The organism is Streptomyces sp. DT190 (assembly GCF_049846985.1).
In the GTDB taxonomy this organism is placed as follows: domain Bacteria; phylum Actinomycetota; class Actinomycetes; order Streptomycetales; family Streptomycetaceae; genus Streptomyces.
In genome coordinates this window covers 103,492-129,175 of record NZ_JBNCNM010000003.1, presented here as the reverse complement: position 1 = coordinate 129,175, position 25,684 = coordinate 103,492, and the positions used below count along the sequence as shown (strand labels likewise).

Annotated in this window: 24 protein-coding genes; 10 read left to right on the top strand and 14 right to left on the bottom strand. The window is 73.8% G+C overall.

The genetic code is table 11. From position 1 onward, the window contains the following. Nucleotides 1-13 precede the first annotated feature (13 nt). The 4 genes from efeO to ACPXCS_RS07440 all read right to left on the bottom strand — a co-directional run bounded on the left by efeO (nucleotide 14) and on the right by ACPXCS_RS07440 (nucleotide 4,152). Entirely contained in the window at nucleotides 14-1,162 is a 1,149-nt protein-coding gene (efeO, locus tag ACPXCS_RS07455) for an iron uptake system protein EfeO (protein WP_425945280.1), read from the bottom strand. A 94-nt stretch (nucleotides 1,163-1,256) separates the two neighbouring features. Further along, nucleotides 1,257-2,090, bottom strand: a complete 834-nt coding sequence (locus ACPXCS_RS07450) for a heme ABC transporter ATP-binding protein (RefSeq protein ID WP_425945281.1) — start codon at nucleotides 2,088-2,090, stop codon at nucleotides 1,257-1,259. Next, entirely contained in the window at nucleotides 2,087-3,160 is a 1,074-nt protein-coding gene (locus ACPXCS_RS07445; RefSeq protein ID WP_425945282.1) for a FecCD family ABC transporter permease, read from the bottom strand. Before ACPXCS_RS07445 ends, ACPXCS_RS07450 begins: the two co-directional genes overlap by 4 nt. After that, complete coding sequence (locus ACPXCS_RS07440) at nucleotides 3,157-4,152, bottom strand: heme/hemin ABC transporter substrate-binding protein (RefSeq protein WP_425945283.1); 996 nt, start codon at nucleotides 4,150-4,152, stop codon at nucleotides 3,157-3,159. The genes ACPXCS_RS07445 and ACPXCS_RS07440 overlap by 4 nt, the downstream gene beginning before the upstream one ends. Nucleotides 4,153-4,284: 132 nt before the next feature. Between ACPXCS_RS07440 and ACPXCS_RS07435 the strand changes: the two genes are divergently transcribed. From ACPXCS_RS07435 to ACPXCS_RS07420, 4 genes are all read left to right on the top strand, one after another. Next, entirely contained in the window at nucleotides 4,285-5,703 is a 1,419-nt protein-coding gene (locus ACPXCS_RS07435; RefSeq protein WP_425945284.1) for an HtaA domain-containing protein, read from the top strand. Nucleotides 5,704-5,743: 40 nt separating this feature from the next. After that, a complete protein-coding gene (locus ACPXCS_RS07430; protein WP_425945285.1) occupies nucleotides 5,744-7,249 on the top strand; it encodes an HtaA domain-containing protein in 1,506 nt (501 codons plus the stop codon). Between the two features lie 70 nt (nucleotides 7,250-7,319). Continuing rightward, complete coding sequence (locus tag ACPXCS_RS07425; protein ID WP_425945286.1) at nucleotides 7,320-7,964, top strand: PhzF family phenazine biosynthesis protein; 645 nt, start codon at nucleotides 7,320-7,322, stop codon at nucleotides 7,962-7,964. A gap of 98 nt (nucleotides 7,965-8,062) precedes the next feature. Continuing rightward, nucleotides 8,063-8,281 carry a hypothetical protein gene (locus ACPXCS_RS07420; protein WP_309097282.1) on the top strand — a complete coding sequence of 73 codons (219 nt, stop codon included), beginning with the start codon at nucleotides 8,063-8,065 and terminating at the stop codon, nucleotides 8,279-8,281. Between the two features lie 79 nt (nucleotides 8,282-8,360). Here ACPXCS_RS07420 and ACPXCS_RS07415 read toward each other — a convergent pair whose 3' ends face one another. Further along, a complete protein-coding gene (locus ACPXCS_RS07415) occupies nucleotides 8,361-9,008 on the bottom strand; it encodes a heme oxygenase (biliverdin-producing) (protein WP_425945287.1) in 648 nt (215 codons plus the stop codon). A gap of 181 nt (nucleotides 9,009-9,189) precedes the next feature. After that, nucleotides 9,190-10,047, bottom strand: coding sequence for a type I methionyl aminopeptidase (map, locus tag ACPXCS_RS07410; RefSeq protein WP_425945288.1), 858 nt, complete (start codon nucleotides 10,045-10,047; stop codon nucleotides 9,190-9,192). A 58-nt stretch (nucleotides 10,048-10,105) separates the two neighbouring features. Between map and ACPXCS_RS07405 the strand changes: the two genes are divergently transcribed. Then, nucleotides 10,106-10,336, top strand: coding sequence for a hypothetical protein (locus ACPXCS_RS07405; protein WP_425945289.1), 231 nt, complete (start codon nucleotides 10,106-10,108; stop codon nucleotides 10,334-10,336). 290 nt (nucleotides 10,337-10,626) lie between these two features. Here ACPXCS_RS07405 and ACPXCS_RS07400 read toward each other — a convergent pair whose 3' ends face one another. Further along, on the bottom strand, nucleotides 10,627-11,229 hold the full coding sequence (locus ACPXCS_RS07400; RefSeq protein ID WP_425945290.1) for a hypothetical protein: 603 nt from the start codon (nucleotides 11,227-11,229) through the stop codon (nucleotides 10,627-10,629). A 119-nt stretch (nucleotides 11,230-11,348) separates the two neighbouring features. Between ACPXCS_RS07400 and ACPXCS_RS07395 the strand changes: the two genes are divergently transcribed. The 3 genes from ACPXCS_RS07395 (at nucleotide 11,349) to ACPXCS_RS07385 (ending at nucleotide 13,426) form a co-directional block, all read left to right on the top strand. Next, nucleotides 11,349-12,422: a sialidase family protein gene (locus tag ACPXCS_RS07395; RefSeq protein ID WP_425945291.1), complete on the top strand. Its 1,074-nt coding sequence runs from the start codon at nucleotides 11,349-11,351 to the stop codon at nucleotides 12,420-12,422. Nucleotides 12,423-12,460: 38 nt separating this feature from the next. Beyond that, a complete protein-coding gene (gene npdG, locus ACPXCS_RS07390) occupies nucleotides 12,461-13,180 on the top strand; it encodes an NADPH-dependent F420 reductase (protein WP_425945292.1) in 720 nt (239 codons plus the stop codon). A gap of 66 nt (nucleotides 13,181-13,246) precedes the next feature. Next, nucleotides 13,247-13,426, top strand: coding sequence for a hypothetical protein (locus tag ACPXCS_RS07385; protein WP_094057501.1), 180 nt, complete (start codon nucleotides 13,247-13,249; stop codon nucleotides 13,424-13,426). A gap of 19 nt (nucleotides 13,427-13,445) precedes the next feature. Here the strand turns inward: ACPXCS_RS07385 and ACPXCS_RS07380 are convergent, their stop codons facing one another. Continuing rightward, on the bottom strand, nucleotides 13,446-14,246 hold the full coding sequence (locus ACPXCS_RS07380; protein ID WP_425945293.1) for a site-2 protease family protein: 801 nt from the start codon (nucleotides 14,244-14,246) through the stop codon (nucleotides 13,446-13,448). Between the two features lie 180 nt (nucleotides 14,247-14,426). Between ACPXCS_RS07380 and ACPXCS_RS07375 the strand changes: the two genes are divergently transcribed. Continuing rightward, nucleotides 14,427-17,735 (top strand): BTAD domain-containing putative transcriptional regulator, encoded by a 3,309-nt coding sequence (locus tag ACPXCS_RS07375; protein ID WP_425945294.1) that lies wholly within the window; start codon nucleotides 14,427-14,429, stop codon nucleotides 17,733-17,735. 21 nt (nucleotides 17,736-17,756) lie between these two features. On the opposite strand, the gene ACPXCS_RS07370 is transcribed toward ACPXCS_RS07375, so the two are convergent. The 6 genes from ACPXCS_RS07370 to ACPXCS_RS07345 form a co-directional block, all read right to left on the bottom strand. Continuing rightward, nucleotides 17,757-18,572 (bottom strand): ABC transporter permease, encoded by an 816-nt coding sequence (locus ACPXCS_RS07370; protein WP_425945295.1) that lies wholly within the window; start codon nucleotides 18,570-18,572, stop codon nucleotides 17,757-17,759. Then, the gene (locus ACPXCS_RS07365; RefSeq protein WP_425945296.1) at nucleotides 18,569-19,588 is read right to left on the bottom strand and encodes an ATP-binding cassette domain-containing protein; all 1,020 of its coding nucleotides are present in this window, start codon (nucleotides 19,586-19,588) and stop codon (nucleotides 18,569-18,571) included. The genes ACPXCS_RS07370 and ACPXCS_RS07365 overlap by 4 nt, the downstream gene beginning before the upstream one ends. A 133-nt stretch (nucleotides 19,589-19,721) precedes the next feature. Next, on the bottom strand, nucleotides 19,722-20,939 hold the full coding sequence (locus ACPXCS_RS07360; protein WP_425945297.1) for an MFS transporter: 1,218 nt from the start codon (nucleotides 20,937-20,939) through the stop codon (nucleotides 19,722-19,724). Nucleotides 20,940-21,075: 136 nt separating this feature from the next. After that, the gene (locus ACPXCS_RS07355) at nucleotides 21,076-22,038 is read right to left on the bottom strand and encodes an endonuclease/exonuclease/phosphatase family protein (protein ID WP_425945394.1); all 963 of its coding nucleotides are present in this window, start codon (nucleotides 22,036-22,038) and stop codon (nucleotides 21,076-21,078) included. Nucleotides 22,039-22,319: 281 nt separating this feature from the next. Next, nucleotides 22,320-22,958 carry a TetR/AcrR family transcriptional regulator gene (locus tag ACPXCS_RS07350; protein WP_425945298.1) on the bottom strand — a complete coding sequence of 213 codons (639 nt, stop codon included), beginning with the start codon at nucleotides 22,956-22,958 and terminating at the stop codon, nucleotides 22,320-22,322. Between the two features lie 44 nt (nucleotides 22,959-23,002). Next, nucleotides 23,003-24,604 carry an MFS transporter gene (locus ACPXCS_RS07345; RefSeq protein WP_425945299.1) on the bottom strand — a complete coding sequence of 534 codons (1,602 nt, stop codon included), beginning with the start codon at nucleotides 24,602-24,604 and terminating at the stop codon, nucleotides 23,003-23,005. Nucleotides 24,605-24,802: 198 nt separating this feature from the next. Here ACPXCS_RS07345 and panB point away from each other — a divergent pair, with 198 nt between their 5' ends. Next, nucleotides 24,803-25,675 carry a 3-methyl-2-oxobutanoate hydroxymethyltransferase gene (panB, locus tag ACPXCS_RS07340; RefSeq protein WP_425945300.1) on the top strand — a complete coding sequence of 291 codons (873 nt, stop codon included), beginning with the start codon at nucleotides 24,803-24,805 and terminating at the stop codon, nucleotides 25,673-25,675. Nucleotides 25,676-25,684 lie beyond the last annotated feature (9 nt).

Here is a 25,684-nt window from a genome sequence, read left to right as displayed (position 1 = left end):
GGCGGGCACCCGGTCACTTCACGACGGCGGCGGCGAGCTTCGACAGCGGCTCCGCCAGGGCGTTGACCGCGTCCGAGAGCTCCTTGCGGTCCGCCTTGCCGACCTTGTCGTACGAGGTGAACTCGTAGGAGGAGGTGTTCGGGCGGTAGCGGTCGAGGAGCGTGTCCAGGGCGGCGAACTGCCGGTCCAGCTCGCCGACGAGGGCCGCGTCGTTCTCCCGCGCGACCGGCTTCAGCAGGTCGTACGACTGCTGCGCGCCCTCCACGTTGGCCTTGAAGTCGACGAGGTCTGTGTGCGAGTAGCGCTCCTCCTCGCCGGTGACCTTGCCGGTGGCGACCTCGTCGAGGAGTTCCTTGGCGCCGTTGGCCATGGAGGTGGGGGTGATCTCCGCCGTGCCGACGCGCTTCTGCCAGTCCTTCAGGTCCTTGATGAGCAGCCCGGCGAGTTCCTTCTCGCGGTCGCCGATCCTCCCGTCCTGCCAGAGGGCCTTCTCCAGGCGGTGCCAGCCCGTCCAGTCGGTGGCGGGGTCCTGGCCGTCCTCCAGGCCGTCCTCGCGGACGTCGACCTTGGGGTCGATGTCGCCGAAGGACTCGGCGACCGGCTCGGTGCGCTCCCAGCCGATGCGGGAGGGGGCGTAGGCCTTCTTGGCCGCCTCGATGTCGCCGTCCCGCACCGCCGCGGCGAAGACCTCGGCCTTCGGCAGGGTCTCGTCGGCCTGCTGCTGGGCGTAGGCGCGGTAGGCGGCCACGGCCTTGTCCAGGCGCGGGTCGCGCCGGACGGCCTTGCCACCGGTGGCCTTGACGGACTGGCGGATGCCCTTGCCCCTCATGCCCGGCTTGCAGGCGATCTGGTAGTCGCCGGCCTTCACCTCGGCGGTGACGCGCTGCTTGGTGCCGGGGCCTATGTTCTCCCGCTCGGTGACCACACGGTCGTCGGGGAACAGGACGTAGACCTCGGTGACCTTGGAGCCCTTGTTCTCGACGGCGAGTTCGACGTGCCCGGCCGGGAACTCCTTCTTCGACACCTCGCACTTGTCGTCCGTGGCCGTCACGTTGATGACGTGGTCGCCGTCCTGCGCGCCGCTCTTCTCGGTGCAGCCGGCGACGGCGGTCAGGGCCGCCGCTGCGGCGAGGACGACGGAGGCTGGTCTGACGGGTCGCATCTGGGCTCCAAAGCAGGAAGGTGAGGCTCACCTAAGCCAGATAAGGATGACGTAAGTGGCTCAAAGTCGCCCCCATGGCGCAGTCAAGGGACGGTCAAAGGTCGCGGCGCGGGGTGATCAGCAGGGCGTCCGTCCGCGGGTGCGGGAAGACCTCGACGGGCTGGTCGTAGACGTCGGAGAGCAGCCGCTCGGAGAAGACCTCGGCGGGCGGGCCCTCCGCCGCGACGCGACCGGCCCTCAGCAGTGCCACCCGGTCCGCGTAGGCCGCCGCGAGTCCCAGGTCGTGCACCACCACGACCACCGCGTCCCCGGCCCGCGCCCGTGACCGGCACAGCCGCAGCACCAGTTCCTGGTGGCGCAGGTCGAGCGCGGCGGTCGGCTCGTCGAGCAGCAGCAGCGGAGTGCGCTGCGCCAGCACCCGGGCGAGGGCGACCCGGGCCCGCTCGCCGCCGCTGAGCGCGGAGAACGGGCGGGTGGCGAAGGCGGTGACCTCGGTGGCGGCCATGGCCTCGGCGACCGCCCGGTCGTCGTCGGCGGGCGTGGCCGCGGGCGAGGCGGCGTGCGGGGCCCGGCCCATGCGGACGACCTCCTCCACCGTGAAGGGGAAGGAGAGCGCCGCCGTCTGGGGCAGCACCGCACGGCGCAGGGCGAGGTCGGGCGCGGACCAGCGCGCCGCCGGGCGGCCGTGGATCCTGACCTCCCCCTCGTCGGGCGGGACGTCGGCGGCCAGGGCGCCCAGCAGGGTGGACTTGCCCGCCCCGTTGGGACCGGCCAGGGCGAGCACCTCGCCCGCGCGGACCGCCAGGGCGACGCCCCCGAGGACCTCGCGGGTGCCGAGCCTGACCCGCAGGCCCCGGGCCTCGGCGAGGACGTCGCCGGGCGCGGACGGGGCCGGCGGTGACGGGCGGCGGGTACGCAGGCGGATCATGCCCAGCCTCCCTGCCGGCGCCGGGTGCGGCGCAGCAGCCAGAAGAAGAACGGGCTGCCGAGCAGGGCCGTCAGCACCCCGAGCGGCAGCTCGGCCGGCGCGGCGACCGTACGGGCCGTCAGATCGGCGGCCAGCAGGACGAGCGCGCCGAGGAGCGCGCTGCCCGGCAGCAGGAGGCGGTGGCCCGGGCCGGCCGCCATGCGGAGCAGGTGCGGGACGACCAGGCCCACGAAACCGATGATGCCGGCGACGCTCACGGCCGCCGCCGTCAGCAGCGCGATGACGAGGACCAGCACGATCCGCAGCCGCTCCACGTCGACGCCCAGGTGCCGGGCCGGGCGCTCGCCGAGGGCCAGCAGGTCCAGCCGCCGGGCGTACAGCGGCGCGACCGCCAGGCCGGCGACCGCGCACGGCAGGACCGCCAGCACCTTCGGCCAGGTCGCCTGGGAGAGCGAGCCCAGCTGCCAGAAGGTGATCTGGTTGACCGCGGCCGTGTCGGCGACGAAGAGGAACAGGCCGATCAGCGCCCCCGCGAACGCGTTCACGGCGATGCCGGTGAGGATCAGCGTGACCACCTCCGTCCGGCCGCCCGAGCGGGACATCGCGTAGACCAGCAGGACCGTCAGCAGCCCGGAGACGAAGGCGAGGGCCGGCACGGTCCAGGTGCCGAGGACGTCCAGGCCGAGGGCGATCGCGGCGACCGCGCCGACCGCCGCCCCGGAGGAGACGCCGATGACGCCCGGCTCGGCGAGCGGGTTGCCGAACACGCCCTGCATCAGCGCGCCCGCGCAGCCCAGGGAGGCGCCGACCAGCAGGGCCAGCACGATCCGCGGGAACCGCACGTTCCACAGCACGGATTCGGCCACCCGGTCCAGCCCGGTGCCGCCCAGCCCCAGCCGGTGCTGCACGGAGGCGAGGACGTCGCCGACGGGGACGGGGTAGGCGCCGGTGCCGGCGGCGACCGGGACGAGGACGAGAAGGGCGGCGGCCAGCGCGGCCGTCAGCAGCCGGGCCGTGGTCCGCCGGCTGCGGGTCGGGGCGCCGGCCGTCGTCCGCTGCAGCGCGGTCATCGCCCGCCGCCCTCCGGGTACAGCTGCCGCACCACCGACCCGAGCACCTGGTCGGTGCGCGGGCCGTAGGTGAGCAGGACGCCGTCCTCGACCGCGACGATCCGCCGGTCGGCCCCCGCCGGGGTCTGGGCCACGCCCGGGATCTTCACCAGGCCGTCGACGCCGCCGACCGACGCGAGCCCCTTGGACATCACCAGGATGGCGTCGGGAGCGGCTTTGACGAGGGCCTCGCTGGTGAGGGCGGTGAAGTCCTTCTCCAGGCCCGAATCGGCCCCGGCGTCCACGCCGCCGGCCGCCTCGATCAGCGACGTCGCGCCCGAACCCCTGCCGCCGATGAGGTAGACCGAGGCGGAGCCGCGCAGATAGAGGAACGCCACCCGGGGGCGGGGCCGCTCGGCCGGGACCGACTCCCGCACGGCGGCGATGCGCTGTTCGGAGCGGCGGACGAGCCGTTCGCCGGCGTCCGGGACGCCGAGCGCGCCGGCGACCGCCCGGATGCGCGCACCGACGTCGTCCAGGCCCGTGGCCGGGTCGACGACCAGGACCGGCACACCGGCGGCGCGGATCTGGTCCATGGCCTCCCGGGGACCGGTCGTGGTCTCGGCGAGCACCAGGTCGGGCCTGAGCGACAGCACGCCCTCGGCGGAGACGTCGTGGCCCCGGGTGACCAGGGGCAGCCGGGCGGCCTGCGCGAAGGTGGTGGTGATGTCGCGGGCCGCGACCCGGTCGCCGAGGCCGAGCGTGAAGACGATCTCGCTGAGGCTGCCGGACAGCGGCACGATCCGGGCCGCCCGGCCGACCGTCACCGGCGCGCCGTCGGCGGAGCGCACGGTGACGGGGAGCCGGGGCTCCGGCGTGCCGGAGAGGGGCTGGACGCGGTTCGCGGTCGTCGCGGCGGGCGCGGGGGAGGGCTGGGCCGGCCCCGAGCACGCCGTCGCCGTGAGCGTGAGGGCCAGCGCGGACAGCAGCGCCCCCGCCAGTCGTGTGCGCATGCGTCGCACCATCCGTTCCGTTCCCTTCGCTCCTGAGGCCGGGCGCCGTCCCTGTGGCCCGAGTGAAGCTTAGGTTAGCCTTACCTTATTCGCTACCGGCTGTCGTCACCGTCGCTACCGGAGGACTCCGCCATGCCCGCCCGCCCACGCGCCCTGGTCACCCTGCTCTGCGCGGCCCTCCTGGGTGCCCTCGGCGCCCTGACGCCGGCCACCGGCGCCCACGCCGCCGGCCGCGCCGTGCAGGGCGGCCGGCTCGACTGGGGCGTCAAGTCGTCGTTCTCCGCCTACGTCACCGGGCCCATCGCCCAGGGCGGCTACTCCCTCACGGGCGGCGCGGCCACCGTCGGCGGCAGCGGCTTCCGCTTCCACTCGGCGACCGGGACGTACGACGGCGACACCGGCGCCTTCCGCGCCTCCTTCTCGGGCGGGGTGCGCTTCCTCGGCCACCGCACCGGCACGGGGGAGCACCAGCTCGACCTCACCCTCAGCCGTCCCACCGTGAGCGTCACCGGCTCCACGGGCACGCTCCTCGTGGACGTCACCAGCAAGGCGAAGGGCACCGGGGCGGTCACGACGTCCCGTCAGGTGCCCTTCGCCTCCCTCTCCCTGGGCGGGATCGACATGCGCGGCGGCGGCACCACCGTCGTGCTGAACAACGTCCCTGCCACGCTCACCGCCCAGGGCGCCCGGTCCTTCGCCAGGTACTACACGGCCGGCACCGCGCTGGACCCGGTGAGCCTGTCGGCCGATGTGCGCCGGGCCGCGGCGACGCCGTCCCGCACGCCCGCCGCGCCCGCGGCGTCCCCGTCCCGGAAGAGCGCCCCGGGCGGCGAGGTGCGGGACGGCGCCGTCGACTGGGGCGTGCGCCGCACCTTCCGCGAGTACGTCACCGGCGACATCGCCGACGGCCGCTGGACCCTCTCGTCCGGCGCGCAGGACGGCGGCGCCCTCTTCCGCTTCCCGGGCGGCCGGGGCGCCTACGACGGCGGGGGGCTGACGGCGCGGTTCAGCGGCGCCGTGCGCTTCACCGGCTCCCACGGCCTCGACCTGCGCCTGAGCGCGTTCCGCGTCACCGTCGACGACGGCCGGGGCACGCTCCTCGCCGACATCACGAGCCCCGGGTACCGCGCGAGGAAGGCCCCGCTGGTCACCTTCACCGCCGGGGAGCTGAAGGCGTCCGGCGGGCTCGTCCGGGTGACCGAGGCGCCCGCGCGGCTCACCGCCCAGGGCGCGCGGGCCTTCGGCGGGATGTACCGGGCGGGGACCGCGATGGACCCGGTCTCCCTGGCCGTGGCCCTGACGGCCGACGCCGGACTGCCCGCGCTGCCCGACCTGGGCAGCGCGCCGACGGCGAGCGCACCGCCCGCGCCGGCGCCGGCGGAGGCCTCCGCGCGACCCGTCGCGAGCGACACGGCGGACGACGGCGGGACGCCCGCCCTGCCCGTCGCCCTCGCGGCCGGCTCCCTGGCCGTCGCGGCAGCGGCCGTCGCGGCCGTCGCCGTCCGCCGGCACCGCACCCGTCCGGCGGCCGGCGCCCCGGACCAGCACTGACCCACCAGCCGACCCACCCCCTACCCAGGAGACGCACGCCATGCCTGTCAGACGACGCCGGACCGCCGCCCTCGCCGCCGCCGTGGCCACCGCCGCCGCCCTCGGCGCCACCGCGCTCGCCCCCTCCGCCACCGCGGCCGGAGTCCCCCTCAGCGGCTACGAGTTGACCTGGGGCATCAAGCAGTCGTACCGCACCTACGTCACCGGCATGGCGGCCGGTGCCTTCACCCCGGCGGACGGCGCGAGCCAGGCCGCGGGCAACGGCCCGTTCACCTTCACGGACGGCGCCGGCAGCTACGACTCCACCGCCCACACCGTGGACCTCGCCTTCAAGGGCACCCTGCGGATCGAGTCCAAGCTGCACGGCTTCGCCCTCACCCTGTCGGACGTGAGGTTCGACAGCGCCGAGGCGGAGGTCACCGCGGACGTCACGCGCGACGGCGCCACGAAGGACGACGTGCCGCTCGCCACGGTGACGGTCACCCGTGCGATGAAGGACATGGCCACCACGCTGACCAAGGAGGCGGCGGACGTCTTCGGCAGCGCGGGCTACGAGGGCGCGGCGGGCGACCCCCTGACGGTGGTGCAGAAGACCCCGCCCGCGTCCCCCAGCCCGACACCCACGCCCACCCCCACCCCCACCCCCACCCCCACCGCCACACCCACCTCCACCCCGTCGCAGCCGGCGACCACGTCCCCCGGCCCGGCGTCCCCGCCGGCCTCCCCGTCCCCGGTCCCGAGCAGCCCCGCGGCCGGTGCCCCCTCGGACGGCGCCTCCGCCCCGTCGGCCCGGGGCGAGATAGCCGACGGCAGGCTCGGCTGGGGCGTGAAGGAGTCCTTCCGCACGTACGTCGTCGGCCCCGTCGCCCACGGACGGATCACGGCCTCCGGCGGCGCCACGCAGGCGTCCGGCAACGGCCCCTTCACCTTCCCGGGCGCGACCGGCAGGTACGACACGGACGCCGGGACCCTCTCCGCGTCCTTCGAGGGCAGCGTGACCTTCAAGGGCCACGAGAGCGACGGCCGCTACGGCCTGGACCTGACCCTCGCCGGCCTGACGGCCACCCTCGACGACGGCACCGGCCGCCTCACCGCCGACGTCACCAGCCTCGGCGAGCAGTCGCGGGACGTGGTGCTCGCGGAGCTGAAGACCGACGCGTCCGACCTGGTCCCCGAGGACGACGTCATCACGCTCGACGACGTCACCGCCACCCTCACCGAGGCCGGGGCCGAGGCCTTCGGCGACTTCTACACCGCGGGCACCCGGCTCGACCCGGTCGACCTGACGGTGGCCCTCACGGACGACGCCCAGCTCCCCGGCGGCGACGGCGGCACGTCCGGCGGCACCGGCACCACCGGCGGCGCGGGGACGGCCGGCGGCGCCGGCTCGACCACGGGCGGCACCACCACGGGCGCCGTGACGGGCGGCCTCGCGAGCACCGGTTCCTCCGTCCCGGCCGGCCCCCTGGGCGCGGCCGCTGCGGCGGCCGTCGTCGCGGGCGCCGGTGCCGTCCTGGCGGTGCGCAGGCGGCGCCCGCAGGCGTAGGGCGCAGGCGCGGGGCGCCGGCCGGGGCGGGGCGGTCCGCCGCCCGCCCCGCCGGTGCTTGAATGCCCCCGTGACTGACTACGACGTGCTCCGCGTCTTCTGCGGGCCGAACGGTGGATACGGCAACGAGCTCGGTGTCGTGCGGGAGGGGTCCGTGCTGCCCGGCCCGAGCGACCGTCAGGCGTTCGCCGCGAAGCTCGGGTTCAGCGAGACCGTGTTCGTCGACGACCCCGAGCGGGGCGTGATCGACATCTACACGCCGACCCTGCGGCTGCCCTTCGCCGGGCACCCCTGCGTCGGCTCGGCCTGGCTGCTCGACGTGCCCGAGCTGGTGACGCCGGCCGGGGTGGTCGGGGCCCGGCAGGACGGGGAGTTCTGCTGGATCGAGGCGCGGGCGGACTGGGTGCCGCCGCGCACCCTGCGGCAGTACGGCAGCGCCGCCGAGGTCGACGGCCTGCCCGTGCCGCCGCCGGGGGAGTGGGTGTACGCCTGGGCGTGGGAGGACGAGCCCGCCGGGCGGGTCCGGGCCCGGGCCTTCCCCGGCCGGGGCGACGGCATCGACGAGGACGAGGCGACGGGGGCGGCGGCCCTGCTGCTCACCGACCGGCTGGGCCGGGCCCTCAACATCACCCAGGGGGCGGGTTCCCAGATCCTCACCGCGCCCCAGCCGGGCGGCTGGACGGAGGTCGGCGGCCGGGTGCATCTCGAACGCTGACTCGGGCGGCGCGCGGCCGTACGGGTGGAACAGCGTGTGTGCGCGGTGGTGAACGGGGACCTCTGGGCGTGACCAAGCACCACCGCGAGAGGAATCTCATGCGCATTCGATCCGCTCTGGCCGTAGCCGCCCTGACCGTCGCCGTCACCGCCACCGGCGCGGCGACCGCCGCCGCCGGCGACGACGACGGCCGGGACCACCGCGACGGCCGCGGCCACCACGTGGCGTGCAGCCCGTACTTCGGTGAGCTGGAGGCCGAGACCGCCGAGATCGAGTGGGGCGGCGCCGTCTGCCACAACGGTCCGTTCGACATCTGAGCCGGGACCGGCGCTCCACCCGAGACGGATCCGGGGCCCCTCGCCGCGTGCGAGGGGCCCCGCCCGTCGTCCCGGGCCCTCACGCCGACAGCGGGAACTCCTCGCCCAGCGCCACGAACATCGCGTTGTTCAGCCCGTAGGCCCGCTTGCACTCGGCCACGATCCGCTGCCGCTCCAGCTCGTCGCCGGGCACCGCGTCCAGCAGCTCCCAGTAGGTCCGCTTGAAGGCGGCCGGGTTGGGGATCTCCTCGAAGACGTAGAAGCGGACCCCGTCGCCCTTCTTCGGGAAGCCCCATGTCTTCTCGGCCGTGTCACGGATGATCTGCCCGCCGGAGAGGTCGCCGAGGTAGCGGGTGTAGTGGTGGGCGATGTAGCCCGCCGGCCAGTCGCGGGCGCACTCGGTGATCCGCCCGGCGTACTCCAGCGTGGCCGGCAGCGCGTCGGCCCGCGCGCGCCAGCCGGGACCGCGCAGATACTCCAGGTCCTGCTCCAGCGCCGCCCGGCGGAACAGCTCCGGGCGGACGAAGGGGCCCGCCACCGGGTCCCCGGCCAGCCGCTCCGCGGCGGACTCCAGCGCCCCGTACACGAACCACAGCTGTTCCGTGTAGCGCGCGAACGCGTCGACCCCCAGTTTGTGCCCCAGCAGGTCACTCAGGAAGGTCGAGCCCCTGACCTCCTCGTGCTGCTCGCGGGAGGCCGTCCGGATGAGGGTCGAGAAGGATTCCATGGGCCCACTTTCTATGGTTAGCCTTACCTAAGTCAATGCCTTGCCGACCGGTTGTCGGTAAACTTCCCGACGGCTTGTCGGAAAAAACCCGCGCGGGCACGGAAACGGCCCGCCCCCTGAGGGAGGGCGGGCCGTGGGCGGGATGCGAGGTCCACGGGGGAGTCCCGGACGGACCGGGGAGCTAGGGCAGCGTGAGGATCTCCGCGCCCGAGTCGGTCACCACCAGCGTGTGCTCGAACTGGGCCGTCCGCTTGCGGTCCTTCGTCACGACCGTCCAGCCGTCGTCCCACATGTCGTACTCGTGCGTGCCGAGCGTCAGCATCGGCTCGATCGTGAAGGTCATGCCGGGCTGCATCACGGTCGTCGCGTGCGGGCTGTCGTAGTGCGGGATGATCAGGCCCGAGTGGAACGACGAGCTGATGCCGTGCCCCGTGAAGTCCCGGACGACCCCGTAGCCGAAGCGCTTGGCGTACGACTCGATCACCCGGCCGATGACGTTGATCTGCCGGCCCGGCTTGACCGCCTTGATCGCCCGGTTCAGGGACTCCCGGGTCCGCTCCACGAGCAGCCGCGACTCCTCGTCGACGTCACCCACGAGGTAGGTGGCGTTGTTGTCGCCGTGCACACCGCCGATGTACGCCGTCACGTCCAGATTGACGATGTCCCCGTCGCGCAGCACGGTGGAGTCCGGGATGCCGTGGCAGATGACCTCGTTGACGCTGGTGCACAGCGACTTCGGGAAACCCCGATAGCCCAGCGTGGAGGGGTAGGCGCCGTGGTCGCACATGTACTCGTGCGCCACCTTGTCCAGTTCGTCCGTGGTCACCCCGGGGGCGATCAGCGCGGCCGCCTCCGCCATCGCCCGGGCGGCGATCCGGCCGGCGCGCCGCATCGCCTCGATCGTCTCGGGCGTCTGCACCTCCGGTCCGGTGTACGGCGTCGGCGCGGGCTTGCCGACGTACTCGGGCCGGCGGATGTTTCCGGGCACGGAACGGGTGGGGGACAGCTCCCCCGGGACGAGCAGCGACTGGCCAGACATGCCAGCGAGTCTAACCAGCGGCCATGGGGGAACATGTCGATGGCGAGAGGAGCTGGTCATGGCCCTGTTCAAGAAGCGGACGGTCGGCAAGCCGGGCGAGTGGTTCTACTGCCTGGAGCACAAGAAGGTCGAGGAAGGACCCGAGTGCCCGGGCAAGGACCGCTTCGGCCCCTACGCGAGCCGCACGGAGGCCGAGCACGCGATGGAGACCGCCCGCGAGCGCAACCTCCAGTGGGAGAACGACCCCAAGTGGCACGACGCCCCCGCGGGCGGCCGCGAGGAGAGCTGAACCGAGAAGCACCCGGCACGACGCCCGCGGCCGATCGGCTCCGGGCGTCGCGTTGTGGCCACGTCGGGGACAGAGGGACGGACCGCGACGGGACGCCCCCGGGCCGGCCCCGGTGGGCTCCGGCCGGTCTGCCTTCGGCCGGTTCGCCTCCGGCTGGTCTGCCTTCGGCTGGTCTGCCTTCGGCTGGTCTGCCTTCGGCCGGTCTGCCTCCGGCTGGTCTGCCTTCGGCTGGTCTGCCTCCGGTCGGTTTCACGTCCGGCCGGTTCACCTCCGGCTGGGACCCGTGCCGTCTACCAGCGGGCCGGTGGTGGGGCCGTCAGGTGTTCCGCCAGGCGGGAGACCCGGTCGCGGAAGCGGCGTCGCCCCCGTGGTGTCGGGAGCGCGTTCTCGCCCGCCGCCGCGCTGACCAGGTGCTGGACCGTGTCCAGGTCCAGCTCCGAACCGGCGGGGACGGCCAGGGCCTCGTGCGCCATGGCCGGCAGCTCGCCCCGGTCGGGGCCGAGGGCCAGCACCGTCGCCCCGGCCCGCCGGGCGTCCGACACCCGTTCGAGCAGGGGGACGGCCGGGCCCTCGGGTGACACCACCAGCAGCGTCTCGCCCCGCCGGGCCGCCTCCAGCCGGCCGAGCCCCACCGCCAGGTGCGCCGGATCCGAGGGGCGCGCGTCGTGCCGTACCAGCGTCGGAGCCAGCTCCGGCGTACCCGACCACGCGGCCTCGTCCACCAGGTGCGCGGCGAGATGCCACGGCTCGTAGGCGGGCGTGCCGACGAGCAGCAGCCCGCCCCCGTGCGACACCACCGACCCGCGCAGAGCCCTGGCGAACCGCCGTGTGGCGCCCAGCCACTCCGTCCCGGCGAGGACTTCCCGCAGCAGTGCCACCCGTACCGCGTCCATGGGCACGCATCCTGCCCGAACCGGCCAGTCGTGACGTGGAGTTCACCGCGCATTCGCCCGGCCTGGGTAGGCGGCCCGGTCACGCTTTCCGCCGTCGAACACCCACAGGAGCCCCGCCGATGACCGAGACCAGCGTCCCCTTCCGCGCCGGCCGGGAGGGATACGCCAGTTTCCGCATCCCCGCCGTCGTCGCCGCCGGCAGCGGCACCCTGCTCGCCTTCTGCGAGGGCCGGGTCGGCTCCCGGGACGACTTCGGGAACATCGACATCGTGCTGAAGCGCTCCACGGACGGCGGCCGCACCTGGGGCCCGCTCCAGGTCGCCGCGCGCAACGGCGACGCCCTCGCCGGCAACCCGGCCCCCGTCGTCCTGGACACCGGCCGCGTCCTGCTGGTGCACGTGCGCAACGCCGCCGCGGCCACCGAGGACGCCATCCGGCGCGGCGCGGTGAGCGCGGCGGACGGACGCCGCGTCTGGGTGCAGCACAGCGACGACGAGGGCCTGACGTGGTCGGCGCCGCGGGAGATCACCCAGGAGACCAAGAAGCCGCAGTGGCGCTGGTACGCCACCACCCCCGGCCACGCGATCCAGCTGAGCACCGGACGGGTCGTCGTCCCCGCCAACCACTCCCTGCCGCCCACCGGTACCGACAACGGCACGGAGGGCAAGTACGACGGCGGCCACTGCCTGCTCAGCGACGACGCCGGCGCCACCTGGCGGATCGGCTACGTCGACGACAACCCCGACGGCTACGTCAACGTCAACGAGACCACCGCGGCCGAACTGCCCGACGGGCGCGTCTACTTCAACACCCGCAACGACTCCCCGTCCCCCGGCACCCGCGCCGACGCCCACTCCGCCGACGGCGGGCAGACGCTCGTGAAGCCCTTCCGTCCGCAGGCCGGCCTGCCCGCCCCCGTGTGCCAGGCGAGCGTCCTGCAGCTCCGCGACCCCGACCTGCTGCTGTACTCCGGGCCCGCGGACCCCGGCTTCCGCGCCGTGATGACGATCCGCGCCTCCACCGACGACGGCACCACCTGGCGCCCGGCCCACACGGTCGACGGACTGCCCGCGGCCTACTCCGACCTGGTCCGCGTCGACCCGGACACCGTGGGGCTGCTGTACGAGACCGGCGACTTCGGCGCCTACGAGACGATCGGCTTCCGGCGGGTGCCGGTGGCGGAGCTGACCTGAGCCGGTCGGGGCGGGACCGCGGTCGTAGAGTCGGGCCCATGACCTCTACCGACAGTGCTGCCTCCGACAACGCCCAGAAGGCCCCCGCCAAGGACCCCTGGGACCTGCCCGACGTCTCCGGACTCGTCGTCGGGGTGCTCGGCGGGACCGGGCCGCAGGGCAAGGGCCTCGCCTACCGGCTCGCCAAGGCCGGGCAGAAGGTGATCATCGGCTCGCGGGCCGCCGACCGCGCACGGGCCGCGGCCGAGGAGATCGGCCACGGCGTCGAGGGCGCCGACAACGCCGAGACCGCCCGCCGCAGCGACATCGTGATCGTCGCCGTACCGTGGGACGGGCACGGCAAGACGCTGGAGTCCCTGCGCGCGGAACTGGCCGGCAAGCTCGTCGTCGACTGCGTCAACCCGCTCGGCTTCGACAAGAAGGGCGCCTACGCCCTCAAGCCCGAGGAGGGCAGCGCCGCCGAACAGGCCGCCGCCCTGCTGCCGGACTCCCGGGTCACCGCCGCCTTCCACCACCTGTCGGCCGTGCTGCTGCAGGACCCGGAGATCGACGAGATCGACACCGATGTGATGGTGCTCGGCGAGGTCCGCGCCGACGTGGAGATCGTCCAGGCCCTCGCCGGACGCATCCCGGGCATGCGCGGCATCTTCGCCGGGCGGCTGCGCAACGCCCACCAGGTGGAGTCGCTGGTGGCGAACCTGATCTCCGTGAACCGCCGCTACAAGGCGCACGCGGGGCTCCGGGTCACGGACGTGTGAGCCGATGGGGGACACTGGACGGCACAGCAGTGCCCGAAGTGTCCCCCGACAGGAGCTCACACCGCCATGCCCCGCCTCGCCCTCTACGCCCTGATCGTCTGCGTCCTCTCCGTGGCCGCCGCCGTCGTGTCCTTCACGCGGGGCAGCTTCCTGGGGATCGTGTGGGTGCTGCTGGCGGGCCTGTCGTCCAACATGTGCTGGTACTACCTCAAGCGCGCCAGGCAGCAGAAGTCCGCGACGGGCTGAACCACCACGGGCCGGGCCCTCAGGGCGCGGCCGAGCAGAACTCGTTCGAGCCCTGCCAGAAGCGGTACAGCTCCTGACCGCAGTAGGTCTCGAAGTCGCTGATGCCGAGCGACTTCAGGATCGCGTCGATCACGTCGAAGAACACGCCGTTCACCGCGGGCAGCCACAGCAGCGCGAACACGAACAGCAGGCCGAACGGCGCGAACGGCTCCACCTGGCGCCGGACGTTGTACGACAGCCACGGCTCGATCACGCCGTAGCCGTCCAGGCCGGGCACCGGCAGGAAGTTCAGCAGCGCGGCCGTCACCTGCAGCAGCGCCAGGAACGCCAGCGCGAAGCGGAAGTCGCTCGGCACGCCGTCCAGCGCGTCCAGCCAGAACGGGGCCGTGCACACCACCGCGAACAGCACGTTCGTCAGCGGGCCCGCCGCCGAGATCAGGCTGTGCTTCCAGCGCTCCCGGATCCGCCCGCGCTCGATGAACACGGCTCCGCCGGGCAGGCCGATCCCGCCCATGATCACGAAGATCACCGGCAGCACGATGCTGAGCAGCGCGTGCGTGTACTTCAGCGGGTTCAGGGTCAGATAGCCCTTCGCGCCGACCGAGATGTCGCCGCTGTGCAGGGCCGTGCGCGCGTGCGCGTACTCGTGCAGGCAGAGCGAGACGATCCAGGCCGCCGTCACGAACAGGAACACGGCGACCCCGGGCTGCTCGGCGAACCCGGTCCAGGTCGCCCACCCCGTGACCGCCGTCACGGCCAGGATCCCGACGAAGACGGGACTGATCCGCCGCTCACTGTGGCGGCTGGTGACGGTGGTCATGGGACTCCCTGCACTCTCGAACACGCGATGGGACGGCCCGACGGTACCGGGCGCAGGGGGAAAACGTCTCGCGCGGGCCGGTCGTTCCGGGAAGGGTGGGTCCCCGGGGCCGCTCCACCCGCCCCCGTCGCGCCGCCGGGCCGTCGCGACCGCCCTTACGCCTCCGGAGACAATGAACCCGTGCGTTACCGCATCCTCGGCACCACTCAGGCGATCCGCACCGACGGCACGGTCGTACCGGTCGGTGGGGCGCGGTTGCGCGCGCTGCTGACCGTGCTCGCCCTGCGGGCGGGGCGCACCGTGCCCGCCGGGATGCTCGTCGACGAGGTGTGGGGCGGTGATCCGCCCGCCGACGCGGCGGGCGCGCTGCAGGCGCTGGTCGGGCGGCTGCGGCGGGCGCTCGGGCCGGACGAGGTGGCCTCCGCCGAGGGCGGGTACCGGCTCACCGCCGCGCCCGACGACGTCGACCTGCACCGCTTCGAGCGGCTGGCCGGTGAGGGGCTGCGCGCCCTGGCCGACGGCGACCCCGCCAAGGCCGCCGTCGTCCTCGACGACGCCCTCGCCCTGTGGCGCGACCCCGTCCTCGCCGACCTCCCCGACCGCACCGCCGAGGCGGCCCGCCGGGACGCCCGCCGCCTGGACGTGCTGCGCGCCCGCCACGGCGCCGCCCTCGCCCTCGGCCAGGCCGAACAGGCGCTGCCGGAGCTGACCGCCCTGTGCGACGGCCACCCCCTGGACGAATCCCTCCAGGCGCTGCGCCTGCGGGCCCTGCGCGACGCCGGCCGCGCCGCCGAGGCCCTCGCCGCCTACGACGAGGTACGCCGGCTCCTCGCCGACCGGCTGGGCACCGACCCCGGCCCGGAACTGCGCGCCCTGCACAAGGAGTTGCTGGCCGCGCCGGACGGCGAGGGCCCCCGCCCCGCCCCGGGCCCGGCCGCCGCGGCGACGCCCACGGCGTCCCCGGCCGCCCCCGCCCCCGGCAACCTGCGCGCCCGCCTGACCTCCTTCATCGGCCGCGAGGCCGACATCGAGACCATCCGCGGCGATCTCGCGGCGGCCCGCCTGGTCACGCTGCTCGGCCCCGGCGGCGCCGGGAAGACCCGCCTGTCGCAGGAGGCCGCCGAGAGCGTGCGGCACACCCTGCCCGGCGGGGTGTGGCTGGCCGAACTCGCCCCGGTCGACGACCCGGCCGCCGTCCCGGAGGCCGTGCTCACCGCCGTCGGCGCCCGCGAGACCGTCCTGTACGGCGCGGGCGCCGAGGGCATCCGGGCCGCCGTCACGGACCGGCTCGACGACCCCGTCGAACGCCTCGCCGAGCACTGCTCCCGCCCCGGCATGCTGCTCATCCTGGACAACTGCGAGCACGTCGCCGACGCCGCGGCCCGCCTCACCGAGGAACTGCTGGAGCGCTGCCCGGGCCTGACCGTCCTCGCCACCAGCCGCGAACCCCTCGGCGTCCCGGGCGAGTTGCTGCGGCCCGTGGAGCCCCTGCCCGAGCCGGTCGCGCTGCGGCTGCTCGCCGAGCGCGGTGCGGCGGCCCGGCCCGGTTTCCGCGTCGAGGACGACCCCGGTGCCTGCGCCGAGATCTGCCGCCGCCTGGACGGCCTGCCCCTGGCCATCGAACTCGCCGCCGCCCGGCTGCGGATGCTCACCCCCCGCCAGATCGCCGACCGGCTCGACGACCGCTTCCGCCTCCTCACCTCCGGCAGCCGCACCCTGCTGCCCCGCCAGCAGACCCTCAGAGCCGTCGTCGACTGGTCCTGGGACCTGCTCGACGAGGACGAACGGGACGTCCTGCGGCGCCTTTCGGTGTTCGCCGGCGGCTGCGACCTGGCCGCGGCGGAGGCCGTGTGCGGGCCGGTCGCCCTGGAGGCGCTCGGCTCGCTCGTCGACCGCTCCCTGGTCGTGGCCGACCCGCCCGGCGACCCGGCCGACGGCGAGATGCGCTACCGGCTGCTGGAGACCGTCGCCGAGTACGCCGCCGAGCGGCTGGAGGAGTCCGGGCGGCGCGCCGAGGCCGAGCGGGCCCACCTGACGTACTTCCGCGAGCTCGCCCGCACCACCGACCCGTTGCTGCGCGGCCCGGACCAGCTCGCCGCCATCCGCCGCCTGGAGCGGGAGTACGAGAACCTGCGCACCGCCCTGCGGCACGCCGTCGCCCGGCGCGACGAGCAGGAGGCGCTGTGCCTGGCCCTGTCCCTGGTCTGGTACTGGCAGATGCGCGACCTGCGCATCGAGGCCCGCAACTGGTGCCGTGAGGTCATGGCGCTGGGCCCCGACCCGTTCGCCGAGCCCGTCCGCCGGGCCGCCCCCGTCTGGCAGCGCTGCACCGACGCCCCGCCCCCCATGGCCGGCGAGGTCCTGTGGGAGGCCCGGCGCGGGATCCACCTGGCCCATCTCGCCTGCATGGACACCGAACTGGACGCCTGGCAGAACCCGCGCTCCCAGCAGAAGCTGCGGGCCATCTCGCTGACCTACGAGCCCGGCCTGCCGCAGAACTGCCGGCTCCCCGGACTGCTGTGGTTCTTCGCCGTGATGCTGACCGGCGACATGGAACGGCTGCGCGTCATCATGGACGCCTCCATCCGCACCTGCCGGGCGACCCCGGGCTTCGACTGGGAGCTCGCCTCCGGCCTGCAGATGCGCGCCAACTTCCTGGCCAACCGCACCGACTGGGCGGGCGACGCCACCCGCGACGCCGACGAGGCACTGGAGATCTACCGGCGCCTCGGTGACGCCTGGGGCACCGCCGAGGCCTTCTCGGCCCGCGCCGAGGCCCATGAGCGCCGGGGCCACCACGCCCTGGCCGCCGCCGACTACGAGCTGGCCATCGCCCACGCCGAGCAGCTCGGCGCCCGCGCCCAGGCGGCCGTCCTGACGGCCCGGCTCGGCGGGGCCCTGCTGGAGGCGGGGGAGACCGAACGCGGCGAACGGCTGCTGCGCGAGGTGATCGCCCAGCACGAGAACTCGCACAGCGAGGCCATGCCCGCCGCCCGGCTCTTCCTCGCCGGCCGGCTCGGCATGACCGGCCGCACGTGCGAGGCCCGTGACCAACTGCGGCGACTGCGTGAGGACTTCTCGATCTCCCACTTCATCGTCTTCGACGCGTTCATCCTCGGCTCCGAGGCCTGGCTGGACGCCGAGGACGGCCGGTACGAGGACTGTCTGGACCGCACCCGCAAGGCACTGGAGCGGGCGGGGGACCCGGTGTCCGAGGCCATCGCGCCCCACATGCGGGCGGTGTTCCTGACCGTCGCTGCCCGCGCCCTGTCCGTCCACGAGGCAGGGCGGCGCGCCGCCGACGCGGCCCGCTGCCTCGGCGCCGCCGACGCCCTGCTGCCACCCCGCCACGTCGCCCAGCGCCAGGAGCGCCGGACCCGTGAGGAGGCGGAGCGGCACGCCCGGAGGGTGCTCGGCGACGCTGCCTACGAGAGCGCGTACGCGCAGGGCGGCGGCCTCTCGCTTCAGGAGGCCACCGCCCTGCTGTGACGCGGATCCGGTCCCGCCCGGTCAGTTCTTCGTGCGGAACTTGTGGATCGCCACCGGCGCCATCACGGCCGTGATCGCCACCGACCAGCCGAGCGTCACCCACAGGTCGTGCGCGACCGGCCCGCCGATCATCAGACCGCGCGCGGCGTCCGCCAGGGTCGACAGCGGGTTGTAGTCGGTGAACGCCTGCAGCCAGCCCGGCATCGACGTCGTCGGCGCGAAGATCGACGAGCCGAACTGGAGCGGGAACAGCACCAGGAAGCCCATCGCCTGCACGGACTGGGCGTTCTTCAGGACCACGCCCAGGGTGAGGAACACCCACATGATGGACGAGGCGAACGCCGTGGACAGGGCCACGGTCGCCAGGAGCCCCGGCCAGTTCGTGATGTCGAACCCGACCGCGACGGCGACGATCATCAGCACGGCGGTCGCGAACAGCATCCGCAGCAGCTCCACCGAGATCTTCGCGAACAGCACCGAACCGCGCCCGATCGGCAGGGACCGGAAGCGGTCCATGACCCCGGAGTTGAAGTCCTGGCTGAAGCCGGTGCCCACGCCCTGGGACAGCGTCATGCTCATCATCGCGATCATGCCGGGGATCACGTACTGCACGTACCGGTCCTGCCCGCCGCCCAGGGCCTGCCCGATCGAGCCGCCGAAGACGAACACGAACAGCAGGGTGAAGATGACCGGCATCAGCAGGGCGTCGGCCATCGACTCCGGGTCCTTGCGGATCCACAGCAGGTTGCGGCGGATCAGGGCCCCGGTGTGGCGCAGGTGCCCGCGCAGCGGGATACGGGCGTCCGTGGCGGCGTCGTGGACGGTGACGGCGCTCATACGGCGGCCTCCTGAAGGTCTTCGGCGGGCATGGCGTCCTGCGGGGCACTGGCACGGTGGCCGGTGAGGGACAGGAACACCTCGTCCAGGCTGGGCAGTTCGGTGGTGATGGAGGAGAGCGTGATGCCGCGCGCGGTGACCGCGCCGACCACGGCCGTCAGCTGCTCGTCGCTGAGGATCGGCACGAGGACGTCACCCCGGTCGGTGTCCACGGTCGTGGTGGCGAGCCCGGTGATCCCCAGCTCGTCCAGGGCGCCGGCGAGGGACCGCAGCTGCGTCGGATCGGCCGGGCGGATCCGCAGCGCGCGGCCGCCGACCTTCGCCTTCAGCTCCTCGATGGCGCCGCCGGCGATGACCTGGCCGCGGTCGACGACCGTCAGCTCGGTGGCGAGCTGCTCGGCCTCCTCCATGTACTGAGTGGTGAGCAGCACGGTGACCCCGTCGCCGACCATGCGCTTGACCTCGTCCCACACCTCGTTGCGGGTGCGCGGGTCGAGGCCGGTGGTCGGCTCGTCCAGGAAGAGCACGGCGGGCCGCCCGATCATGGACGCCGCCAGGTCCAGCCGGCGCCGCATGCCCCCGGAGTACGTGGCCGCCGGCCGCTTGGCCGCCTCGGTCAGCGAGAAGCGCTCCAGCAGCTCGTCGGCCCGGCCGCGGGCGTCCCTGCGGGGCAGGTCGAGCAGCCGCCCGATCATGTAGAGGTTCTCCCAGCCGGAGAGCTTCTCGTCCACGGAGGCGTACTGCCCCGTGAGCCCGATCACCCGCCGCAGCTGCCGGGGCTGCCGCACGACGTCGTAGCCGGCTACGGTGGCGCGGCCCGCGTCGGGGGCGAGCAGGGTGGACAGGATCCGTACCAGGGTCGTCTTCCCGGCCCCGTTCGGCCCGAGGACGCCCATCACGGTGCCCTCCCGCACCTCCAGGTCGACCCCGTCCAGCGCCTTGGTCTCGCCGTAGTGCTTCACCAGCCCCCGCACGGTCACAGCGGCGCCGCCGGTGTTCTTGTCGATTCGCGTCATGCCCCCGACGGTGCCAGCCGCCACCGACAAAACACCGACAGACGGCCGACAGCCCGTCCCCGGCGGCCCGCGGCGGCGGACGCGACGGCGGCGGGTGGGTCCGGACCCACCCGCCGCCGTGCGCCGGGAACCGTCAGTGGCGTACCGCCTCGGCTTCCCGGGGGACGTGGCCGGCCACGATCCGCTCGCGCCCGGCGACCGGGGCCCGGCGCCGGTCCACCACGGCGGCCAGCGACGCCACCCCGAGACCGAGGACGGCCAGGGCCGCGCCGGCCAGGGCGGGGGAGGTGGCCCCGAAGCCGGCGGCCAGGGCCAGGCCGCCGATCCAGGCGCCGCCGGCGTTGGCCAGGTTGAAGGCGGCCTGGTTGGCCGAGGAGGCCAGCGAGGGGGCGGAGGAGGCCTTCTCCATGACCATCAGCTGCAGCGGGGAGCCGGTGGCGAAGGCCGCCATGCCGAGCACGGTCACCGCGAGTGCGGCGGTGAGCTGCGTGCGCATCAGCAGCGGGAACAGCGCCAGGACCACCACCAGCGAGGCCAGGCCGCCGAACAGCGTGCCGCGCAGGGAGTGGTCGGCCAGCCGGCCGCCGAGCAGGTTGCCCGCGGTCGCGCCGACGCCGAACAACGCCAGCAGCAGGGTCACGCTGGCCCCGGCGTAGCCGGCGGCGTCCGTGAGCATGGGCGTGATGTAGCTGTAGGTGGCGAACAGGGCGCCGAAGCCCGCGACGGTGGTGCCGAGCGACAGCCAGACCGGGACCGAGCGCAGGGCGGCGAGTTCGCCGCGCAGGCCCTGGGCGGTGGCGTGCCGGTGGTCGTGCGGGATGAGCAGGGCGAGCGCGGCGATGGCCGCCAGGCCGATGGCGCTGACCCCGAGGAAGGTCGCCCGCCAGCCGAGGTGCTGGCCCATGAGGGTCGCGACCGGCACACCCGCGACGTTCGCGACCGTCAGGCCGAGGAACATCAGCGAGACCGAGCGGGCCTTGCGTTCGGGGGCGACCATGTCCGTGGCCACGACGGCGCCCACGCCGAAGAAGGCGCCGTGCGGCAGCCCGCTCAGGAACCGGGCGGCCAGCAGCCAGCCGTTGTCGGGCGCGAGGGCCGACAGGGCGTTGCCCGCGACGAACAGCCCCATCAGCCCGATCAGGACCGTGCGGCGGGACATCCGGGAGGTGACCGCGGCCAGCAGGGGGGCGCCGATGACGACGCCGAGGGCGTACGCCGACACCAGGTGGCCGGCGGCGGGTATGGAGATGCCCAGGTCGTCCGCGACATCGGGCAGCAGCCCCATCATCACGAACTCGGTGGTGCCGATGCCGAAGGCACCCACGGCGAGGGCGAGCAGGGCCAGGGGCATGAAGAACCTTTCGAGACTTGCCGAGTGATCCGTACGTCGTATGTTCAAGTACGGAACAAAGTCTCGCAGGCGCGAAATTCCGCCAGGTGAAGCCGACGTTGCGAAAACGCGTCGAGAAGCTTCTGACCTGCGGTTTTCAGGAACCGCTTGTGGTGACCCTCACACGGGCGGCGACGGGCAGATGGTCGCTTCCGGTCTGCGGCAGGGTCCACGAGCTCTGCGGTTCGAGACCCCTGACCATGATCTGGTCGATGCGCGCCATCGGGAACGACGCCGGCCAGCTGAAGCCGAAGCCGCTGCCCACCGCGCCCTGCGTGGAACGCATCTGGGAGGTCACGGCGTTGAGGGCGCGGTCGTTCATCGTGCCGTTCAGGTCGCCGAGCAGCACGACGTCCGGCAGCGGTTCGTGCGCGATGGCCTCGCCCAGGTAGTCGGCGCTGCGGTCGCGCTGCCGCGCCGTGAAGCCGGCCTCCATCTTCACGCGCACCGACGGCAGATGGGCGACGTAGACGGCGACCTGCCCGGTCGGGGCGGTCACGGTGGCGCGCATCGCCCGCGTCCAGCCCATGTCGAGGTCGACGGCCCGGACGCCGCTCAGCGGGTACTTGCTCCACACGCCGACCGTGCCCTCCACCGCGTGGTAGCGGTACGTCGACGCCAGCGCCTTCTCGTACGTCGGCACCGCGGCCGGGGACAGCTCCTCCAGGGCCAGCACGTCCGCGCCGGAGGCGGCCACGTCACGGGCGGTGCCGGACGGGTCCGGGTTCTCGGCGTTGACGTTGTGCGTGACCACGGTGAGGTCGCCGCCGCCGGCGGTCTTGTCGCTGAGCTGCCCGCCGAAGAGGTTGAACCAGACCACGGTCGGCGCGAGCACCGCGATCAGCGCCGTCGCGGACCTGCGCACCAGCGCCAGCAGGAGCAACACCGGCACGAACAGCCCGAGCCAGGGCAGGAACGTCTCGATGAGGCTGCCCAGGTTGCCGATGGCGTTGGGGATCTGCGCGTGCAGCAGCATGACGACGGCCAGCAGCACCGCGCAACCGGCCACCACCAGGCCGCGCCGCCACATTCTCGGATCGCCCCGCCAGCCGCTCACCAGCCGGTCGAACAGGCGCCGAAGCCGGGTTCCGCGGTGCTCGGGCCCCGAGCCGCCGTTGTCCGTCTCCGTCATGTACGCCTGCTGCGCCATACCGTCGCCTCACTACCTGCCGTGCACACCATCGCCCCCCGTGTCCTTACGACCCTAGGGGATGATCCGTTCCGTTCCCGCCGTCCCGCGACGGCCGTACGGGGGCGAGGACGTTCGAGCCCGTCCGCCGAGTTCCGGCCGCGGCCGACGAAAGCGCGCTCTGTGACGAAACGCGCACACTGGGGCCGCCCTCACGCGGAACTGACGGGGGGTGAGCCCGTCGGGCCGAGGCCCTGCAGCAGCGTGTCGACGACCTGTTCGGCGAGGCCCTCCGGCAGGTCGGCGTCCGCGTGCAGCACGGAGCGCACCAGCAGCGGGCCGACGAACAGGTCGCTCAGCAGCTCCAGGTCGACGTCCGTGCGCAGTTCGCCGTTCTCCTGGCCCCGGCGCAGGACCTCCAGGCCCAGGCGGCGGCGCGGTTCGACGACGATGGCGTGGTAGGCCGCCCAGATCTTGGGGCTGCTCTTCATCTGGGCGTGCACGCTGTGCAGGATCGCCGACGAGCGCTTGGCGAGCCCGCGCCGGCGCATCTGCTCCAGCAGCACCACGAGGTCGTCGCGCATGGACGTGCCGGGCAGCGGTGGGTCGGAGGGCTCGGCGGCGCGCACGACGTCGACGAAGAGCTCCTCCTTGCCGCTCCAGCGGCGGTAGATGGTGGCCTTGCCCACCCCGGCGGTCCGGGCCACGCGCTCGATGGACAGCTCCGCCAGCGGCACGCCCTCCTCCAGGAGCTTCATCACGCCCTCGATGATGGCGCGCTCGACGGCCTCGCTTCTGGGGCGGCCCCTCGGGGGGCCGTCGTGCCGGGGCTGCCGTTCGGCGAGGCTCACGTCGCTGCGTCCTTCCTGACCGGGGTGGACCGATTCTCGCAGCCCTACGGCCGTGCGCCCGTCAACTCCCGCTGCTCCTCGCCCGTCTGCCCGGCCGGCTGCCTGCCGGGCAGGAACAGCGCCACGACCACCGCGCCGGCCAGCGCCACGCCCGCGCCCCACAGGGCGGTGACGTGCATCGCGTGCAGGAACGCGTCGTGGGCCGGGGCGATCAGGTCCCGGCCCCGCGGGCCGAGCCGCGCCGCGACGCCGAGGGTCGCCTCGATGGACTCGCCCGCGGTGTGCCTCAGGCCGGGCGGCAGGGCGCCGAGCCTGTCCTCGATGCCCGTGCGGTACGCCGTCGACAGCACCGAGCCGAGCACGGCGATTCCGAGGGCGCCGCCGACCTGCCGGAAGGTGTTGCTGAGCGCGGAGGCCGAGCCGGCCTTCTCGCGGGGCAGGGCCTGCATGATGACGACGCTGACCGGCGTCATGATGTGCGCCATGCCCGTGCCCATCAGGAAGAAGACGACCTCCAGGACCCAGATGGGGGTGTCGGCGTCCAGGGTGGCGAAGGCGGCCAGCATGGCGGCGATGACCAGCAGGCCCGCCGTCGTGGTGGCCCTGTTGCCGAACCGGTCGACCAGCAGCCGGGCGCGCGGCGCGAAGATCATCTGGGCGGCGGCCAGCGGCAGCATCAGCAGGCCGGTCTCCAGCGGCGAGTAGCCGCGCACGCTCTGGGTGTAGAAGACGGAGAAGAACGTCACGCCCATGAGTGCGAAGAACACCAGCGCGATGGCGGCGATGGCGGCCGAGAAGACCTTGTTCCCGAAGTACGTGACGTCGATGGACGGGTGGGCGCTGCGCTTCTCGAACACCACGAAGGCGACGAGCACGGCGAGACCGGCACCGATCGTCGCCAGCACCGTGCCGTCGGTGAAGTCGGCGAGCTGGCCGCCCTTGATGATGCCGTAGACGAGCAGGACCAGGCCGACGACCGACAGGACCACGCCGACCGGGTCGAGCCGGCCCGGCTTCGGGTCGCGGGAGTCGGGGACCAGCCACAGCATCAGGGCGAGGGCGAGCAGCACGATCGGCACGTTGATGAGGAAGACCGAGCCCCACCAGAAGTGGTCGAGCAGGATGCCGCCGGTGATCGGGCCGATGGCGATGGCGAGACCGACGCCGCCCGCCCAGATGCCGATGGCCTTGGGCTGCTCGTCGCGTTCGAAGACGTGCATCAGGACGGCGAGGGTGGCCGGCATCACGAACGCGGCGCCCAGGCCCATCACGGCCCGGAAGGTGACGAGCTCGCCCGGCGAGCCGGAGAACGCGGCGAACGCCGAGCCGACGCCGAACACGACGAGGCCGCCGAGCAGCACCTTTTTACGGCCCAGCCGGTCGCCGAGCAGTCCGGCGGTGAACAGCAGCCCGGCGAAGACCAGGGTGTAGGCGTTGATCGCCCACTCCAGCTCGCTCTGCGTGGCCCCGAGGCCGGTCGGGGCGGGAGTGGAGATCGTCTTGATGGCGACGTTGAGGATCGAGTTGTCCAGGACGACGATCAGCAGGCTCAGCATCAGCACGCCGAGGATCGCCCAGCGGCGCCGGTGCACCGCTTCCGGTATGCGGCGGCCGGTGGGGGCGGCGCCGTCGGCAGGTGTGGTCATGCCGTCGAGCGTAGGCCCTTTACGATACGAGACCGTCTCGTATCGGATCCTCTTACCGAGTTCTTACGGGCGCCGGGTGTCCGGTCCGGGCGGAACTCACAGGGGCTCCCCTAGCCCTCGATGGCACGAGGTGCCACCATGGACGTGGTCCGGGGACGCCGTCAGGGCGCCTCGAGATGACGTGTTAGGAGCCGTGCAATGACGCAGCTTCCGGCTGCCCAGACTGCTCACAAGGCCTCCGACGGCGGCAAGACGCTGTACGGGGGCAAGGGCACCCGCCGCATCACCGTGCGCGACATCGCCGCCGCCAAGGAGCGCGGCGAGAAGTGGCCCATGCTCACCGCCTACGACGCGATGACCGCGTCCGTCTTCGACGAGGCCGGCATCCCGGTCATGCTCGTCGGCGACTCGGCGGGCAACTGCCACCTGGGGTACGAGACCACCGTGCCCGTCACCCTCGACGAGATGACCATGCTGTCGGCGGCGGTCGTACGGGGCACCTCCCGTGCCCTGATCGTCGGCGACCTGCCCTTCGGTTCCTACCAGGAGGGTCCGGTGCAGGCGCTGCGCTCGGCGACCCGGCTGGTGAAGGAGGCGGGCGTGCAGGCCGTGAAGCTGGAAGGGGGCGAGCGGTCGCACGAGCAGATCCGGCTGCTCGTCGAGTCCGGCATCCCGGTCATGGCGCACATCGGGCTGACCCCGCAGTCCGTCAACGCGATGGGCTACCGCGTGCAGGGCCGGGGCGAGGAGGCGGCCCAGCAGCTGCTGCGGGACGCCAAGGCGGTGCAGGACGCGGGCGCGTTCGCCGTCGTCCTGGAGCTGGTTCCCGCCGAGCTCGCGGCCGAGGTGACGCGCGTGCTGCACATCCCGACCGTGGGGATCGGGGCGGGCTCCGAGACGGACGCGCAGGTGCTGGTGTGGACCGACATGCTGGGCCTGACCGGCGGCCGCGTGCCGAAGTTCGTGAAGCAGTACGCGAACCTGCGTGAGGTCATGGGGAACGCGGCGAAGGCCTTCGCCGAGGACGTGGTCGGCGGAACGTTCCCGCAGGAGGAGCACTCCGTCCACTGAGCCACTGCG

Bases quoted from the DNA above. Each gene is read 5' to 3' on its own strand.
- efeO (WP_425945280.1), bottom strand. From the start codon at position 1,162: ATGCGACCCGTCAGACCAGCCTCCGTCGTCCTCGCCGCAGCGGCGGCC.
- ACPXCS_RS07450 (WP_425945281.1), bottom strand. From the start codon at position 2,090: ATGATCCGCCTGCGTACCCGCCGCCCGTCACCGCCGGCCCCGTCCGCG.
- ACPXCS_RS07445 (WP_425945282.1), bottom strand. From the start codon at position 3,160: ATGACCGCGCTGCAGCGGACGACGGCCGGCGCCCCGACCCGCAGCCGG.
- ACPXCS_RS07440 (WP_425945283.1), bottom strand. From the start codon at position 4,152: ATGCGCACACGACTGGCGGGGGCGCTGCTGTCCGCGCTGGCCCTCACG.
- ACPXCS_RS07435 (WP_425945284.1), top strand. From the start codon at position 4,285: ATGCCCGCCCGCCCACGCGCCCTGGTCACCCTGCTCTGCGCGGCCCTC.
- ACPXCS_RS07430 (WP_425945285.1), top strand. From the start codon at position 5,744: ATGCCTGTCAGACGACGCCGGACCGCCGCCCTCGCCGCCGCCGTGGCC.
- ACPXCS_RS07420 (WP_309097282.1), top strand. From the start codon at position 8,063: ATGCGCATTCGATCCGCTCTGGCCGTAGCCGCCCTGACCGTCGCCGTC.
- ACPXCS_RS07415 (WP_425945287.1), bottom strand. From the start codon at position 9,008: ATGGAATCCTTCTCGACCCTCATCCGGACGGCCTCCCGCGAGCAGCAC.
- map (WP_425945288.1), bottom strand. From the start codon at position 10,047: ATGTCTGGCCAGTCGCTGCTCGTCCCGGGGGAGCTGTCCCCCACCCGT.
- ACPXCS_RS07405 (WP_425945289.1), top strand. From the start codon at position 10,106: ATGGCCCTGTTCAAGAAGCGGACGGTCGGCAAGCCGGGCGAGTGGTTC.
- ACPXCS_RS07400 (WP_425945290.1), bottom strand. From the start codon at position 11,229: ATGGACGCGGTACGGGTGGCACTGCTGCGGGAAGTCCTCGCCGGGACG.
- ACPXCS_RS07395 (WP_425945291.1), top strand. From the start codon at position 11,349: ATGACCGAGACCAGCGTCCCCTTCCGCGCCGGCCGGGAGGGATACGCC.
- npdG (WP_425945292.1), top strand. From the start codon at position 12,461: ATGACCTCTACCGACAGTGCTGCCTCCGACAACGCCCAGAAGGCCCCC.
- ACPXCS_RS07385 (WP_094057501.1), top strand. From the start codon at position 13,247: ATGCCCCGCCTCGCCCTCTACGCCCTGATCGTCTGCGTCCTCTCCGTG.
- ACPXCS_RS07380 (WP_425945293.1), bottom strand. From the start codon at position 14,246: ATGACCACCGTCACCAGCCGCCACAGTGAGCGGCGGATCAGTCCCGTC.
- ACPXCS_RS07370 (WP_425945295.1), bottom strand. From the start codon at position 18,572: ATGAGCGCCGTCACCGTCCACGACGCCGCCACGGACGCCCGTATCCCG.
- ACPXCS_RS07365 (WP_425945296.1), bottom strand. From the start codon at position 19,588: ATGACGCGAATCGACAAGAACACCGGCGGCGCCGCTGTGACCGTGCGG.
- ACPXCS_RS07360 (WP_425945297.1), bottom strand. From the start codon at position 20,939: ATGCCCCTGGCCCTGCTCGCCCTCGCCGTGGGTGCCTTCGGCATCGGC.
- ACPXCS_RS07345 (WP_425945299.1), bottom strand. From the start codon at position 24,604: ATGACCACACCTGCCGACGGCGCCGCCCCCACCGGCCGCCGCATACCG.
- panB (WP_425945300.1), top strand. From the start codon at position 24,803: ATGACGCAGCTTCCGGCTGCCCAGACTGCTCACAAGGCCTCCGACGGC.